This is a genomic window from Neobacillus sp. PS3-12 (assembly GCF_030915385.1).
GTDB lineage: Bacteria > Bacillota > Bacilli > Bacillales > Cytobacillaceae > JAEVLT01.
On record NZ_CP133268.1, the window covers coordinates 910577 to 926969 of the forward strand.

Consider the following 16393-nt stretch of genomic DNA (forward strand, 5'->3'; position numbering starts at 1 on the left):
CTCATTGCCCACTATTGTGCCACTTCCTCATATCCCAGTTGTCGGTAAATTTCTTTTATCACTTTTTGAGCAGCAACGGGAATAATTGTTCCTGGTCCAAAGATGGCTGCAGCCCCATGCTCATACAAGAAAGGGTAATCCTGAGCAGGGATAACACCACCCACAACTACTAAAATATCTTCCCGTCCTAGTTTCCTTAATTCTTCAATTAACTGTGGTAAAAGCGTTTTATGACCAGCAGCAAGAGAGCTCATTCCAATCACGTGAACATCATTTTCGACTGCCTGCAGAGCTGTTTCCTCTGGTGTTTGAAATAATGGCCCCATATCAACATCAAAACCTAAATCAGCAAATGCAGTAGCAATAACCTTTGCACCGCGGTCGTGACCATCCTGACCCATTTTTGCAATTAAAATCCGCGGTCTTCTGCCTTCATTCTCTAAAAACCCATCAGCCATTTGTTTTACTTCAACGATTTCTTCTTCGTTTGAGAATGCGGAGCTGTAAACGCCGCTAATTGAACGAATAACCGCCTTATGACGATTTGCAACCTTTTCAATGGCATCGGAAATTTCACCTAATGTCGCCCTAACCCTGGCTGCTTGTACAGCAAGCTCTAATAAATTCCGTTCACCGGTTTCGGCTGCTTTGGTGATCGCAGCGAGTGTTTCGTCAACTTTTTGGTCATCACGGCTAGCTTTAAGTTGATTTAGTTTTTCAATTTGTTTTAATCGAACAGCTGTATTATCAATATCCAGAATATCAATCGGCTCTTCTTTTTCCAGACGGTATTTATTCACACCAATAATCGTTTCTTTTCCAGAATCTATTTTTGCCTGTCTTCGAGCGGCCGCTTCTTCAATTCTCATTTTTGGTAAACCTGTTTCAATCGCTTTTGCCATTCCACCGAGCTTTTCAATTTCCTCAATGTGATCCCAAGCCCGATTAATCAGTTCATTTGTCAATGATTCAACATAGTATGAACCTGCCCACGGATCAATGACATTTGTTATTCCTGATTCCTCTTGCAGGAATAATTGCGTATTACGAGCAATTCTGGCCGAAAAGTCCGTTGGCAATGCAATCGCTTCGTCTAATGCATTTGTATGCAATGATTGTGTATGTCCCATTGCTGCAGCATGTGCTTCAATCAGCGTTCTTGTTACATTGTTAAACGGATCCTGTTCAGTTAAACTCCAGCCGGATGTCTGTGAGTGTGTCCGAAGCGCCATTGTTTTACTATTTTTTGGATCAAAGGATTTCATCATTTTTGCCCAGATGAATCTTGCTGCTCTCATTTTGGCAACTTCCATAAAATAGTTCATTCCAATTGCCCAGAAGAAAGACAACCTAGGAGCAAATTTATCAATTTCGATTCCAGCTGCAAGTCCCGTCCGTACGTATTCCAAGCCATCTGCCAAGGTATAAGCAAGTTCAATATCTGCAGGTGCACCTGCTTCCTGCATATGATAACCGGAAATACTAATGCTATTAAATTTCGGCATATACTTTGAGGTATACTCAAAGATGTCTGCAATAATTTTCATTGACATTTCCGGAGGGTAGATGTAAGTATTGCGGACCATATATTCTTTTAAAATATCGTTTTGAATCGTACCAGAAAGCTTTTCCTGACTAACGCCTTGTTCTTCTGCTGTAACGATGAAAAATGCCAGAATTGGCAGTACAGCTCCATTCATTGTCATGGATACAGACATTTGGTCAAGTGGGATTCCATCAAAAAGGGTTTTCATATCAAGGATTGAATCAATTGCCACACCGGCCTTCCCAACATCCCCGACAACCCTTGGATGATCAGAATCGTACCCTCTATGTGTCGCTAAATCAAATGCAACTGATAATCCCTTTTGTCCCATCGCAAGGTTCCTGCGATAAAAAGCATTACTTTCTTCTGCGGTGGAGAATCCTGCGTATTGTCTTACCGTCCATGGCCGGTTTACATACATTGTTGGATATGGCCCGCGAGTATAAGGTGCGACCCCAGGGAAAGATTGTAAATGTTCCAGACTCTGCAAGTCCTCACTTGTATATAGTGGCTTCACGCTAATCTGTTCATTTGTTTCAAAGAGTAAATCGTCAATTGTAGCTTGAATTTCTGCTTCAGCTTTTTTCTTCCACTCTTCTTTACTAGTTGACTGATTTACGAGATCAAGGTTAATTTTTTGAAAATCAGGCTTGAATTTGTTCATTTGCCGACACCTCCATTTCTGAAAGGATGGAAGAAAGTGATTCAAAGCAGTTGCTTTTTACATGAATAAACTGTTTTAATCCATTTTCAGTCCAATTTACTTGGTCATCTTGTGCCGGAAGTCCAGCCAGATAGATGCTCTGTTCAGCCAATTTGGCTTTGATTGCTTGGAGAATTTCAATTCCAAGAATTTGATATAGATCGTTCGTTCCACAAATACAGAAATGACTAGTCTCCGATTTGCTTACAAACTCTAACGCTTCTTCTACTGAATGGATCGGTTCACTTGCTTGAATCGTAACTCCTCCAGCAGATAAGAATCCCCGTACAAAGTCCAGTCTTGCTTTATGTTCTTTTAAACTGCCAATACATATTAAGCCAACACATGGAACTTTACCTGATTTTTGCTTCAGTTCATCTGCCCGCTTTCTTAATCCTTCATATGGATGGGATAAGCGTAATTGCGGGATCGCCGTAATGGCGATAGTAAGATCTTCTTTTTGACTCTGGGCTGGATTTTGTGCCTTTTTAATATTTTCGGGAACATTATCAGCCAAATTTGCATATACATTTGTCCCAACGATGCTTTGTTTTCTAGTGAAAATGTCCAGCTTCCTTTTTTCATAAACATCAGCAATTTTTGTTTGAAGCCAATTCGTTTTTAATGCCTCGAGAATGCCTCCTATAGCTTCAATTTCCTGAAAAAACTGCCATCCTTTTTGAGCTAATTCATTGGTTAATTGTTCGATATACCAAGAACCACCTGAAGGATCGACTACTTTCGTTAAATGGGCTTCCTCTTGTAAAATTAGTTGAATGTTCCGAGCAATTCTGTCTGAAAACGAATTTGAACCAGTCAATTGATCAAATAGAGCAACGTGTAAATATTGAACCCCGCCTATGACAGCAGCGAAAGCTTCATTTCCTCCGCGAAGAAGATTGACGTAAGGGTCAAATACAGTTTTTGTAAACATCGAAGTTTCTGCAGCAATATGCATCGCACGCGAATTTTCATTAACCCCGTAGGCCTCTGCAACTTTATTCCAAATTATCCTTGCGGCCCGTAATTTTGCTATTTCCATAAAATAATTGGAGCCAATCGAAAATTTAAAAATTAGTTTATTCATCGTCTGTTCAGCTTCAAGTGCTACCAATGAATCTAAATAAAACACACCCGCCGCAGCAGCAATTCCCAATTCCTGAATCGCATTTGCTCCCCCATTATGGTATGTGGTTGTATTTACGAGTAATGTCCTTAAATTTGGAAAGTTTTCATGTGCTTTGTGCAGGCTTTTTGAAAATTCTTTAAGAAAATCAGAAAAATTATCAGGAAGCGAGCCAGTAACTGTTATTTCTGCAAGTGGGTCGGCGGCCACATATCCAGTTATTTTTGCTTGATCTTCCTGACTTTGTGCGATATTTTCGAGAGCTTTAATGACGTCTGCCTGGTACCCGCCTGCATCCATTGCAAATGGATACTGACGATAATATTCGCCAACTAACTCCTTTAAAAAGCCATTTGCTTCAATCATTTCCTTGGAAACACCAAACGAAATTGCTGATTGTCCACTTTCTATGGCCGATGTCAGTTTTTCCTTTAATTCTTGTAAATTTGTTTCTGAAAGACACTGGGCAATTTTCCAATTATTCGTAAGGTATCCTAACGGATTAATACCCCTTCTGAAATCTTCTTCACCAGGATACTGGGAATTCGTTTTGTGATCCGCACTAATATAGAGCGGTTTCAAAACGATATTTTCATATGTAGTGCGTTGTAATGCTTCAAGAGGTTTTCCCTTTAAGCTTTCTTCTGCCACCTTTTTCCATTCATCCCATTTATAATTTGGAAAAGATTGCTCTTTCATCTCAGTTAATTTCATAATCTCCCCCCGTAATTAATTTCTGAAATTGCAATAAATTCAAAAATCATTCACTTTAATTTTAGGATAAGATGATAATTGAAGCAACGAAAAACAAACCTCTTTTGTTTTAAACAGTGAATTTCCGTTCATAGACAGTAAATATATGTATGAAATTAAATGGTGAACATATAAAAATACTATTCAAAAAACCGCTGCAATATTTTAGCAGCGGTTAACAACATCTAATATATAGAAGTAGTTGATTCTGAAGTATTTTCTATTACTTCCTTTACTCGTTGTAAGAAACGTCCGCAAACGAGACCATCCAAAATTCGGTGGTCCAAAGACAAACACAAATTGACCATGTCACGGATTGCAATCATATTATTATTCATTACCACGGGGCGTTTTACAATCGATTCCACCTGAAGAATCGCAGCCTGAGGATAGTTGATGATCCCCATCGATTGAACTGAGCCAAAAGATCCGGTATTGTTAACAGTAAACGTTCCTCCTGAAATATCCTCCGACTTTAATTTGCCCATTCGTGCCTTGTTGGCAAGCTCAGTAATTTCTCGTGCAATCCCTTTAATCGATTTTTCATCAGCATGTTTTATCACCGGTACATAAAGTGAATCTTCATCGGCAACAGCTATTGATATATTGATCTCTTTCTTTTGAATAATTTTCTCTCGGCCCACATTGAATTTAATTGAGGAAATTCTTTAAGAGCCTGTGCAACAGCTTTCACAAAGAAAGCGAAAAAGGTTAGATTAAAACCTTCTTTACTTTTAAAATCATTTTTTATTTTATTCCGATATTCAACAAGGTTTGTCGCATCTACCTCAACCATCATCCATGCATGTGGAGCCTCTTGTTTGCTGCGCAGCATATTTGAAGCAATTGCTCGGCGGACACCCGTGACAGGGATTTCAATATCTCCTGTTTCAACCGGAACGGTTGCAGCATGGTTACTTTGACTAATTACAGGTTTCTCAATTTGTTTAGCAACCTGTTCAACCATTTGTGAAGATGCCAAACTTTCAACTTCAATTTGTGGCACCGTGCCAGAATCGATGAAAGCTAATAGGTCTTTTCTTGTAATTCTACCGCCCACTCCTGTACCCCTAACCTGCGATAGATCAATTCCATGTTCTTGTGAAATTCTTAAAACAGCAGGGGAATACCTTTGTTTAGAAGCCATTTGCTCCACAGAATTCGCTTTATCGGCTTGGTTTACTGATATTGAAACTTCCGATTGAGATTCTGTTGATTCCGAAGATTCTACTTCTATCGTGCAAAAAATCTCTCCAACTGAAAGAGTGTCGCCTTCTTTTGCTAATAATTCTCTAATTACACCTGCAAAGGATGACGGAACCTCCGCATTCACTTTATCCGTCATCACTTCTGCGAGCGGATCATATTTATTTACTGTATCACCAACAGAAACTAACCACTTGCTAATGGTCCCTTCTGTAACGCTTTCCCCGAGTTGAGGCATTTTAATTTGTTCAACAGCCAACGAGTTAACCTCCTATTTAAGTGCGGTGCACTAATAATTACCATTCAGGTCCAGCCCTAAAAAAGTTTTAAAATGCAGCTAGTTCACGCATTGCCTTTTCAACTTTTTCAGGATTCATCATGAAAAATTTTTCCATTGTTGGAGCATATGGCATCGCCGGGATCTCCTGGACCAGCTAAACGTTTTATTGGTGCATCCAACTCAAACAAGCAGTTTTCTGCAATAATTGCTGCCACTTCACTTAAAATACTTCCCTCTTTGTTATCCTCTGTGACTAGCAATACTTTTCCTGTTTTCGTTGCTGCTTCAATAATAGCTTCCTTATCAAGCGGGTAAACTGTACGTAAATCAAGAATATGTGCTGAAATGCCATCCACCGCTAATTTTTCTGCAGCCTGGAGGGCAAAATGTACACATAAGCCATATGTGATAACCGTTATGTCGTCCCCTTCTCGTTTTACATCTGCCTTCCCAATTGGCAACGTATAATCTTCGATTGGAACTTCCCCTTTTATTAAACGGTAGGCCCGTTTATGTTCGAAGAAAAGGACGGGATCATCATCCCGAATGGCCGCTTTTAACAAACCCTTCACATCATACGGTGTCGAAGGAATAACGATTTTCAGCCCAGGCTGGTTGGCAAAAACCGCTTCAACTGATTGTGAATGATATAATGCTCCATGAACCCCTCCGCCAAACGGAGCTCGAATAACAATCGGGCAGTTCCAATCATTATTGGAGCGGTACCGAATTTTTGCAGCTTCCGAAATAATTTGATTAACAGCCGGCATAATAAAATCAGCAAATTGCATTTCAGCAATCGGCCGCATTCCATACATCGCTGCCCCAATGCCAACTCCAGCAATAGCAGATTCGGCCAGCGGGGTATCCATTACCCGTTCTTCCCCAAATTGTTCATATAAACCTTGTGTCGCCTTAAAGACTCCGCCTTTTTTACCAACATCTTCTCCAAGAACAAAGACTTTTTGATCTCTTTCCATTTCTTCACGAATAGCCATTGTAACAGCTTCTATAAAAGATATGACTGCCATAATCTTCTTTACCTCCCTTTAGCGATCCCCATAAACATATTTAAGCGCATCTTCTGGTGCCGCATATGGAGCATTTTCGGCATAATCAGTTGCTTCATTTACTATTTTTAGAATCCGCTTATTGATTGCTTCTTCCGCTGAATCACTCAGAACACCTTTTTCCTTTAGAAAAGCAGCAAAAGTAATGATTGGATCAAATGTCTTTGCTTTTGCAACCTCATCCGGTGCACGATAGGTACGATCATCATCATCAGAGGAGTGTGGAGTTAACCGATAGGAAACTGTTTCAATCAGGGTCGGCCCTTTTCCTTTCCTGGCGCGATCTGTTGCCTCTTTTACTACTCGATATACCTCAAGAGGATTATTTCCATCAACCGTAACCCCTGGCATTCCATAGCCAATCGCCCTGTCAGACACTCTCTCACATCCCAATTGTTTCTCAATTGGAACAGAGATCGCATATTTATTATTTTCACACATGAAAATGACAGGTAATTTATGAACGCCCGCAAAGTTTGCGCCTTCATGAAAATCCCCTTGGTTAGATGAACCCTCACCAAAAGTGACGAAAGTAACTAGATCTTTTTTCTCCATTTTTCCAGCTAAGGCAATCCCTACTGCATGTGGTACTTGCGTTGTTACCGGTGAAGACCCGGTCACAATTCTGTTTTTTCTTTGACCAAAATGACTTGGCATTTGCCTACCACCAGAATTGGGGTCTTCAGCTTTAGCAAATGCCGAAAGCATAATCTCCTTTGCAGTCATTCCAAATGTTAAAACAACCCCCAAGTCCCGATAGTATGGAAGAATATAATCTTTTTCCTTCTCGAGCGCAAAAGCAGCACCAACTTGGGCAGCCTCCTGACCTTGACATGATATAGTAAAAGGAATTTTTCCCGCTCGATTCAATAACCACATCCGTTCATCGATACGTCGTGCCAAGAGCATCATTTCATACATTTCCATTAATTTTTTATCACTTAAACCTAATTCAAGGTGGGCATTAACAGCCATTAAATATTACCTCCCTATTGATCGTAAAAATTTTTGTACTGTGCCCCTCATGAGTGGATGGCTAATCCATCTACTGCAAGTGCAGCTTCCCCAATGGCTTCAGAGAGGGTTGGGTGCGGATGGATCACATTGGATACCTCCCAAGGAATAGCATCTAATACCATGGCAAGACCTGCTTCTGATATCATATCGGTAACATGTGGCCCAATCATATGAACTCCTAAAATGTCATCACTATCTTTATCTGCGATGATTTTTACAAATCCATCGGATTCTCCATAAACAAGTGCTTTTCCAATCGCTCTAAATTGAAATTTTCCGATTTTCACATTATGTCCTTTAGCTTTTGCTTCCTCTTCATTCATCCCTACACTAGCCACTTCAGGATTACTGTAAATACATTTGGCTACTAAGTTATAATTAATTGGCGAAGGGGCCTTCCCTGCAATATGTTCAACTGCCACAATCCCTTCATGTGAAGCTGCGTGTGCCAGCTGCAGGCCGCCAATGACATCTCCGATGGCGTAGATATGACTCTCCTTTGTTTGATAATAATCATTTGTTCCGATAACACCTTTTATAATTTGAATATCTGTGTTTTCAAGACCAAAACCTTCAATATTCGCCTGTCGCCCGACGGAAACTAATAGTTTTTCAGCTTTAAACTCTTGGTGCTTGGATTTTATTTCCGCAGTTATCGATATTCCGTCGCCCTTAACAAGGGTTTCTGGAAGCAGATTTGCTCCCGTAATAATTTTGACCCCTTTTTTCTTCAACAAACGCTGCATTTCTCGTGAAATCTCTTTATCTTCTGCCGGGAGTATTTGTTCAGCGTATTCCACTACCGTTACATCCACACCGAAGTCTGACAGCATTGAAGCCCATTCGATACCGATTACGCCTCCGCCGATAATAATGATTGATTTTGGCAGTGATTCTAAACCCAATGCCCCTTCCGAAGTAATGACATATTTATCGTCAATTTCAAGTCCAGGCAGTGTCCGAGGTCTTGATCCAGTTGCAATAATTACATTTTTAGGAATCAACATCTCATTTTCTGATCCATTATTCATTTCAATCGAAATGGTTCCTGGAAGTGGTGAAAAAATAGATGGTCCCAAAATCCGTCCAATTCCCTCATAAACATCGATCTTTCCTTTTTTCATAAGATGTTGAACACCTTTATGAAGTTGTTCAATAATTTTACTTTTCCGTTCTTGAACCTTTGTAAAATTAACCGTTACACCATGGGTAATAATTCCATATTCTTCGCTCTGTTTTGCTGTCGCATAGACTTCAGCACTCCTAAGAAGCGCCTTACTTGGTATGCATCCACTGTGTAAGCATGTTCCCCCAAGTTTCCCTTTTTCAACAATCGCTGTTTTTAAACCAAGCTGGGAAGCACGAATGGCTGCTACATATCCTCCGGTTCCTCCGCCTAGTATGACAATATCGTATTCTTGTGCCATTGTTATGTCCTCTCCTATGACTAGATTTTTGCAGTGTTGAACACGGGGTATTCCTTAACTTTTTCTTCATTGCGCAAAACCCTTAATGCACCTTCTGCTAATGCCAGCAATTCATCTTCCCCAGGGTAAACAATAACATCTGCAATCCAATTAATTTGATCGATAATGGACCTTACAAGTTTGCTTCCATAGGCAAGGGTGCCTGTCAGTACAATCGCATCTACTCTTCCAGCTAAAACTGCGCTTGCAGAGCCGATTTCCTTTGCAACTTGATAGGCCATAGCATCATATATCAGTTTTGCTTTTTCATCCCCATTTTTGACCATTTCTTCTACTTTTAATGCATCTTTCGTTCCCAGATATCCCATTAATCCGCCTTGATCAACAAACAGTTTCATGATTTCATCGCGAGAATATTTACCTGAATAGCAAAGATCTATTAAATCACCAGCAGGAACCGTTCCCGGACGCTCCGGGCTAAATGGACCATCGCCGTGAAGCCCATTATTGACATCAATAACTCTCCCATTTTTATGGACTCCAACTGTTGTCCCTCCGCCCATATGGGTGATAATTAAATTTACTTCTTCATATGTTTTCCCAAGCTCTTTTGCAACTCTTCTGGCTACAGCTTTTTGATTTAACGCATGAAAAATACTCTTTCTTTCTATTAGCGGAAAACCAGAAATCCTGGCTATTGGTTCAAGTTCATCCACAACTACCGGGTCAACGATGTAGGCAGGAATATTGAGCCCAGAGGAGATTTCAAAAGCGATAATACCTCCCAGGTTCGATGCATGCTGCCCTGCATAACCTGAGCGTAAATCCTGAAGCATCGCCTCATTTACTATATAGGTTCCACCCTTAATCGGCCTCAGCAAACCTCCTCGGGCACAAACTGCGTTTATTTTGGAAACATTAATTCCATCCATATCTAATGTTTCCAAAATCGCATTCTTTCTCAATTGATATTGGTCTGCCATATTAGTAAATTTATTTAGTTGCTCAGCATCGTGTTGGATTGTTTTTTCAAATAAAGAAACTTCATTGTCAAAGACCCCGATTTTCGTGGATGTGGAAGCAGGGTTGATGATCAGGACCCGGTAATCTTTTTCTGTCAATCTCTTGGCCTCCTATTCAACAGTTCCTTGATCATTTAATGTATAAATGTTACTAAAAAACGTATTAATTACGATTAATGCACTTAACGTCGACTTAAAATATGGCGGTTATTCTGTAAAAACTGGCTGCGTGAATGACGAAGCTTCTCAATCCGCTCTTCAGCCATTCGATCTGCTGCTAGATAAGTAGGGATGGAATCACGTTTGGCAATTTCAAATACTTTCTGAACATTATCGTAAATTTGTTCTACCTTTTTCATTGCCCGTTCTCGGTTGTAACCATATAATTCATCAGCAACATTGATAACACCGCCAGCATTAATGACATAGTCAGGGGCATACATAATCCCCATTTCATGGATTACTTGACCATGTTTGGTATCCTTTAACTGATTATTGGCTGCACCAGCAATAACCATAGCCTTCAATTTTGGGATGGTTTCGTCATTTATTACAGCTCCAAGAGCACATGGGGAAAAAATATCGCAGTCAACCCCATAAATTTCATTTGGCTCCACTGCCTTTGCCCCAAACTCGGAAACAGTTTTTTTTACAGCTTCAATATTAATATCAGTTACAATTAAGTTTGCCTTTTCTTCGTGCAAATAGCGGCATAGATTATACGCTACATTGCCAACTCCTTGGACAGCGATCACTTTACCTTCAAGCAGATCTGTTCCAAAAGCTGCTTTAGCAGCTGCTTTCATTCCGCGATAAACACCATAGGCTGTGACAGGGGATGGATTCCCTGAGGAGCCGAAAGCTGGCGAAATCCCGGTCACGTAATCCGTTTCCTCATGGATGATATCCATATCAGCAACGGTTGTACCTACATCTTCCGCTGTAATATAGCGTCCGTTTAAGCCTTGAATATAACGGCCAAAGGCCCTGAAAAGCGCTTCACTTTTATCCGTTTGGGGGTTCCCAATGATAACAGTTTTCCCGCCGCCAAGATTTAGACCTGCAGCCGCATTTTTATACGTCATTCCCCTTGCCAGACGGAGAGCATCCTCAATTGCTGCTTCTTCAGAATCATATGTCCACATCCGTGTGCCTCCTAAAGCAGGGCCCAAGGTTGTATCATGAATAGCAATGATCGCCTTAAGACCAGATTCTTGGTCTTGACAAAATACCAATTGCTCGTAATCATATCTTTCTAAATAGCCAAAAATCTCCATCCTGATTGACCTCCTATATTTCTGTGAGAGTCCTGTTGTAAAGGAACATCATTTCAATTGCAGGATTATATCCAATTCCCTCTTTTTAAAGGTAATAGCATAATGAGCAGCATAAAAAATAAATTTCCAAATAATATTATGCAAAAATCATGCCAAATAAAAAGCAACGAAAAAGCTTATTTTCGAAGTATAAAACCTGAATTATTTTGCATAATATGAAATTTATTGCACGCCAAATTTTTCAAGTTTATAGTATAGATTTCGAACTGATAAGCCGAGTGCCTTTGCTGTTAATGTTTTATTGCCGTTTAAACGATTAAGAGTTGTTTGAATAATATGCGCTTCATATTGTTCTACCATATCGGATAGAGAGCTATTATGGGTCTGTTCAGCTGTTTCTCTGGGAATATCCTTTATACTTTTATATTTATTCGTTAATTCTGGGAGGTGTTTAACATCCATTAACGTTTCATTGTGTTTCATAAAAATAATGGCTCTCCCTAGAATATTTTCTAATTCCCTTACATTTCCCGGCCAATCATAATCCATTAATTGTGCTTCAGCCGCCTTTGTGATTCCTTCAACGCTTCTACCATAATCCTGGTTGATTTTCTGAATAATTCGCTCACATAAAAATGGAATTTCCTCCCTCCTTTTTCTTAAAGGTGGTATATGGATTGGAATTCGATTTAAACGGTAATATAAATCTTCCCTGAAGGTTCCATTTGAAATTCCTTTTTCTAAATTCACATTTGTAGCGGCAATCATTCTAACATTAATCCGTACTGGTTTAGTTCCGCCAACCCGAATAATTTCATTTTCTTGCAAAACTCTTAATAACTTCGCTTGAGTATTTGCTGAAAGTTCTCCAATTTCATCAAGAAAAATACTTCCATTGTTTGCTTCTTCAAATAAACCAATTTTCCCGCCTCTTTTAGCTCCTGAAAATGCCCCTTCCTCATAACCAAACAATTCACTTTCAAGCAATGATTCGGAAATGGCAGCAAGATTTACGCGAATGAATTTGTTATACTTTCGGTCGCTTGCATTATGTATAGCATGGGCAAATAATTCCTTTCCTGTACCTGATTCACCTCTTAATAAAACAGTTGCTGGTGTTTTAGCGCCAAGCATAGCTTGTTCAATTGCAAGGAGCATTTCTTCTGATTTTCCAATAATATCTTCAAATGTATATTTTGCCTCAAGTGTTCGAATTATTTGCCTTGCCCGATTTAATTCTATGTTTAATGCTTTTATTTCTGACATGTCATGAATGACGCCAACACTGCCTTTTAATTTTCCTTGAACAATAATCGGGGCTACATTAACAATGACTTCACGTTTGTTTGGTCCGACACGCATTGTTACTCCTCTAACAGGTCTTCGAGTTTGCAGGACCTTCATATGCATGCTTTCTCCCTCTGAAATATCCGCAGTAGCTGGTTTTCCAATGACTTGTTCTTCTGTCAGACCGGTTATACGGGTATAGGCAGGGTTTATTAAAATCCCGATCCCTTTTTCATCTACAACTGAGATGGCATCATCACTTGATTGGATAATGGCTTCCAACATCGTTTGTATTTCTTTTAAATCAGTAATTTCCTCTGCAAGCTTAACAGCCTGCGTACTATCTTTAAAAATTGCAAAAGCACCCAAAAGCCTGCCATTCTCTTCAATGATGGGAATTCTGCTTGTAATGATCTTTTTTCCATTTTTTAAAACCATTTCTTGATTTGATTCGGTTCTTCTTGTAGACAAGATTAGGGGAAGACGGCTCTCAAAAATCACCTCTGATACAGCTTTGCCAAGGGCCTCTTCTTTTTTTATCCCCATTATTTCTTCAGCACGTTTATTAAATAGGGTAATGATCCCTTTATTATTGATAACAACCATTCCATCATCAGTGGAATTAAAGATTAAATTGTGAATGACATTTTCCATCAGCTTCCCCTCCTGTACTAATATTTCATCTTTTAAGCAAGTTATTTCAAACTAAGAAATTTATTTCAAGGTTTTTCATACGAAATCTGCAGTTTTTTTCAAGAATTATTTTAACGTTTTTTTCGTTAAAAGGAAATACACATTTTGATTCATAAAAATATCAGACTTTAGATATAAAATAGATGGGCTGGTGGTCCAACCTGATTTATATTGACAAATTTAATAGGTAGTCTATTATTTTTATATGATGATTTTTGCGAATATTTTTATTTGAGAAGGGATTTATTTATGATACGGATTATTGCTTTGGTAATTTTATTAATCCCTGGTTTTTTAGCTGCATATGGAATTAAGCTGATGCGTGATATGACCTTTGGAATTCTGCAGCCGCCCTTTCCGTACTTATGGTTGCAATTTCTGCTTGGACTTTTGTTTTTTGTTGGGGGACTTAGTTTTGTGGCAGGATTCATTTTTTATCGGGACCGTAAACGTAATAAAGTACAAACAAGATTTCAAAATAAAAAATAAAAGAGACCGCTATTGGTCTCTTCTGACAGATTGTCGAGAAAGGTATTTTTCTCGACAATTTTTTATTTTATTAGTATCTAAACTAATTGTACCTGCAAATAGGCCTGTTGATTTCCACTCCGGGCACTCGCTTTCCGCGGGGAGGTTCTGGAGCCTCCTCGGCGCCTTGGCGCCTGTGGGGTCTCCAGTGACCTCTTGATCCCGCAGGAGTCGAGTGCCCTCCGCTCCAATCAACAGGGAGGTAAAAAAACCTAAATTATTTTGCAACACACTTTTTCTAACCTTGCTATGTTGCAGAGTTTTTTGTATTTTGACTGACTAAAGTTAGAAAAACCTGTTCGCTTGCATTCTTCAATCCCCGTAACCGACAGAAGCGAAGCCAATAAAGCACGTATGATTCTGTCAATCTTCCCTCTATTATTTCCTTTTCATATTTATTATGTAATTTTTGAATTAGTATGGTGGATCACTATCATCCATGAAATAAGGACGGGTCTTTCCAGAAGAAACATTTTTTATCTTTATTTCTTTAGCTAAAGGTCTATTGAAAACACTCTGTTGATTGGCACGGAAGGCACGAAGACTCCTGCGGGAGTACGGGGCTGGGGAGACCCCACAGGCGCTTCAACGCCGAGGAGGCTCCCCAGCACGCCCGCAGAAAGCGAAGTGCCTGGAGTGCCAATCAACAGACCTATTGAAAGTCATAAACCAATAATATTGTACAAGCTGGAGAGTTTTTTGACTTTCTGTAAAAAAAGACCGCTATTGGTCTCTTTCGATGCCTTTCCTTAATTTTAAGGCCTTTACAGGGTCATCCGTAATAATTGCTGAACAATTAAGGGTAAATAAATACTTCATATCTTCTTCGTTATTAATGGTGTAGGGTCTAACGGAAATGCCATTTTCAATTGATTTCCTAATAATATCATTCGTTAATCCTTTATAGTTGGGGTGAATCGCTTTTGCCTGAATGGACTTAGCGTAGATCCACGGCATAAAAATTCTTCCTGAATAGAGTGGGGCAATTTCTATTTCCGGAGCTAATCGGTAGCAATAGACAATGCTGTAATGATTAAACGAAGAAAAGATAATTCTTTCCTCCAGACCATAATCTCGAACTAGTTTAATCACTTTTTCCTCCATACCCTCATAAGGAAAAAATCCATTTTTTAACTCAATATTACAAATTAGCCTATTGCCTTGCATCCATTTGAGGACATCCTTCAGTAAAGGGATTGGCTCTTTAGCTCCACCAGATTTATTTGCATTCAATTTACTTATTTCTTTGTAAGAAAAGTCCTTTACGAATCCATTTCCGTTGGTCGTTCGATTTAATTTTTCATCATGAATAACGACCATTTCGCCATCTTTTGTTAATTGAACATCAAGTTCAATACCATCAGCCCCTGCTTTTTCTGCTTCCTTAAAAGCTTTCATTGTATTTTCAGCAAATGACGCTGCATATCCACGATGTGCAAATACTTGAGTCATCCTTCCTCATCCCCTAAAAGTCATGATCAAAAAGCTTCATCCACTTCAATCCTCGAGTTTACTTTATCATATGCTTTTGTTCGTTCCAAAATAATTCCATAATAAAAAGCGTCCATTTTGTAAACGAACAAAATGGACGCTTTTCATCTGCATTACTTTCCCATTTACGATGCCTTATGCTCAAGCCGAAGCTTATCTGCCACCATCGCAATAAATTCTGAATTTGTTGGTTTTGCTTTTGACATACTTACGGTATAGCCAAATAAAGATGAAATTGAATCGATGTTCCCACGGCTCCAAGCAACCTCAATGGCATGTCTGATCGCACGTTCTACCCGACTCGCTGTAGTGTTGTATTTCTTTGCAATATCAGGATATAAAACCTTTGTAATGGAGCCTAGCAATTCAATGTCGTTGTAGACCATCGAAATGGCTTCACGTAAATATAAATATCCCTTAATATGTGCAGGTACACCAATTTCATGAATAATACTGGTTATGCTTGCATCAAGATTTTTTGGTTTCTGCTCCGCTTGGGAACGGTAGGTTGTTGTTTGTTTACGAGTAATGGAACTGCTGTTTCCGCTTACCTGACGAATATGATTTCCCAAGTTTTCCATATCAAACGGTTTTAAGATAAAATAGGATGCTCCCAGCTCAACAGCCTTTTTAGTTACATCCTCTTGGCCAAATGCAGTCAACATAATAACATTAGGAAGAGCTCCTTTTTTCATTTCACGAAGTCTTTCAAGGACTGCTAGGCCATCCAAGTGCGGCATAATAATATCCAATACGAGGACATCTGGATCTGTTCCTTCTAACATTTCTAAGCAATCTTGTCCGTTATGAGCTGTTCCTACTACTTCCATATCATCTTGGGCTGAAATATATTCTTCTAGTAAGCCCACCAATTCCCGATTGTCGTCAACGACACATACTTTTATTTTCTTCAAATCCAGTTTCCTCCTCAATCGATTCAATATCTATTTTGCCTAGTCATCTCTAT

The 16393-nt window shown here is 39.3% G+C and carries 10 protein-coding genes and 3 pseudogenes; 1 reads left to right on the forward strand and 12 read right to left on the reverse strand.

The genetic code is table 11. The features are described 5' to 3' along the window. Nucleotides 1-11: 11 nt before the first annotated feature. The 10 genes and pseudogenes from scpA to RCG17_RS04795 all read right to left on the reverse strand — a co-directional run bounded on the left by scpA (nt 12) and on the right by RCG17_RS04795 (nt 13368). The gene (gene scpA / locus RCG17_RS04755; protein WP_308174116.1) at nt 12-2210 is read right to left on the reverse strand and encodes a methylmalonyl-CoA mutase; all 2199 of its coding nucleotides are present in this window, start codon (nt 2208-2210) and stop codon (nt 12-14) included. Continuing rightward, entirely contained in the window at nt 2191-4089 is a 1899-nt protein-coding gene (locus tag RCG17_RS04760; protein ID WP_308174117.1) for a methylmalonyl-CoA mutase subunit beta, read from the reverse strand. The genes scpA and RCG17_RS04760 overlap by 20 nt, the downstream gene beginning before the upstream one ends. Before the next feature lie 224 nt (nt 4090-4313). Continuing rightward, nucleotides 4314-5095, reverse strand: a pseudogene (locus RCG17_RS28250) (dihydrolipoamide acetyltransferase family protein). A 59-nt stretch (nt 5096-5154) separates the two neighbouring features. After that, a pseudogene (locus RCG17_RS28255) lies at nt 5155-5593 on the reverse strand (biotin/lipoyl-containing protein); the annotation flags it as partial. 67 nt (nt 5594-5660) lie between these two features. After that, nucleotides 5661-6645 (reverse strand): annotated as a pseudogene (locus RCG17_RS04770) (alpha-ketoacid dehydrogenase subunit beta). A gap of 18 nt (nt 6646-6663) precedes the next feature. Continuing rightward, nucleotides 6664-7659: a thiamine pyrophosphate-dependent dehydrogenase E1 component subunit alpha gene (locus RCG17_RS04775; protein ID WP_308174118.1), complete on the reverse strand. Its 996-nt coding sequence runs from the start codon at nt 7657-7659 to the stop codon at nt 6664-6666. A 47-nt stretch (nt 7660-7706) separates the two neighbouring features. Continuing rightward, a complete protein-coding gene (gene lpdA, locus RCG17_RS04780) occupies nt 7707-9128 on the reverse strand; it encodes a dihydrolipoyl dehydrogenase (protein WP_308174119.1) in 1422 nt (473 codons plus the stop codon). A gap of 20 nt (nt 9129-9148) precedes the next feature. Further along, the gene (gene buk / locus RCG17_RS04785; RefSeq protein ID WP_308174120.1) at nt 9149-10249 is read right to left on the reverse strand and encodes a butyrate kinase; all 1101 of its coding nucleotides are present in this window, start codon (nt 10247-10249) and stop codon (nt 9149-9151) included. Between the two features lie 83 nt (nt 10250-10332). Then, a complete protein-coding gene (gene bcd / locus RCG17_RS04790; RefSeq protein ID WP_308174121.1) occupies nt 10333-11427 on the reverse strand; it encodes a branched-chain amino acid dehydrogenase in 1095 nt (364 codons plus the stop codon). A gap of 222 nt (nt 11428-11649) precedes the next feature. Beyond that, nucleotides 11650-13368, reverse strand: coding sequence for a sigma-54-dependent Fis family transcriptional regulator (locus RCG17_RS04795; protein ID WP_308174122.1), 1719 nt, complete (start codon nt 13366-13368; stop codon nt 11650-11652). A 288-nt stretch (nt 13369-13656) separates the two neighbouring features. On the opposite strand from RCG17_RS04795, the gene RCG17_RS04800 reads away from it, so the two are divergent. Beyond that, nucleotides 13657-13896 carry a DUF2627 domain-containing protein gene (locus tag RCG17_RS04800; protein WP_308174123.1) on the forward strand — a complete coding sequence of 80 codons (240 nt, stop codon included), beginning with the start codon at nt 13657-13659 and terminating at the stop codon, nt 13894-13896. Nucleotides 13897-14658: 762 nt separating this feature from the next. Here RCG17_RS04800 and RCG17_RS04805 read toward each other — a convergent pair. Then, a complete protein-coding gene (locus RCG17_RS04805) occupies nt 14659-15387 on the reverse strand; it encodes a glycerophosphodiester phosphodiesterase (RefSeq protein WP_308174124.1) in 729 nt (242 codons plus the stop codon). 164 nt (nt 15388-15551) lie between these two features. Then, complete coding sequence (gene spo0A / locus RCG17_RS04810; protein ID WP_308174125.1) at nt 15552-16340, reverse strand: sporulation transcription factor Spo0A; 789 nt, start codon at nt 16338-16340, stop codon at nt 15552-15554. Nucleotides 16341-16393 lie beyond the last annotated feature (53 nt).

Coding starts and splice junctions, on each gene's coding strand:
- RCG17_RS04800 (WP_308174123.1), top strand. CDS start 13,657: ATGATACGGATTATTGCTTTGGTAATTTTATTAATCCCTGGTTTTTTA.
- RCG17_RS04805 (WP_308174124.1), bottom strand. CDS start 15,387: ATGACTCAAGTATTTGCACATCGTGGATATGCAGCGTCATTTGCTGAA.
- lpdA (WP_308174119.1), bottom strand. CDS start 9,128: ATGGCACAAGAATACGATATTGTCATACTAGGCGGAGGAACCGGAGGA.
- scpA (WP_308174116.1), bottom strand. CDS start 2,210: ATGAACAAATTCAAGCCTGATTTTCAAAAAATTAACCTTGATCTCGTA.
- RCG17_RS04795 (WP_308174122.1), bottom strand. CDS start 13,368: ATGGAAAATGTCATTCACAATTTAATCTTTAATTCCACTGATGATGGA.
- RCG17_RS04760 (WP_308174117.1), bottom strand. CDS start 4,089: ATGAAATTAACTGAGATGAAAGAGCAATCTTTTCCAAATTATAAATGG.
- RCG17_RS04775 (WP_308174118.1), bottom strand. CDS start 7,659: ATGGCTGTTAATGCCCACCTTGAATTAGGTTTAAGTGATAAAAAATTA.
- bcd (WP_308174121.1), bottom strand. CDS start 11,427: ATGGAGATTTTTGGCTATTTAGAAAGATATGATTACGAGCAATTGGTA.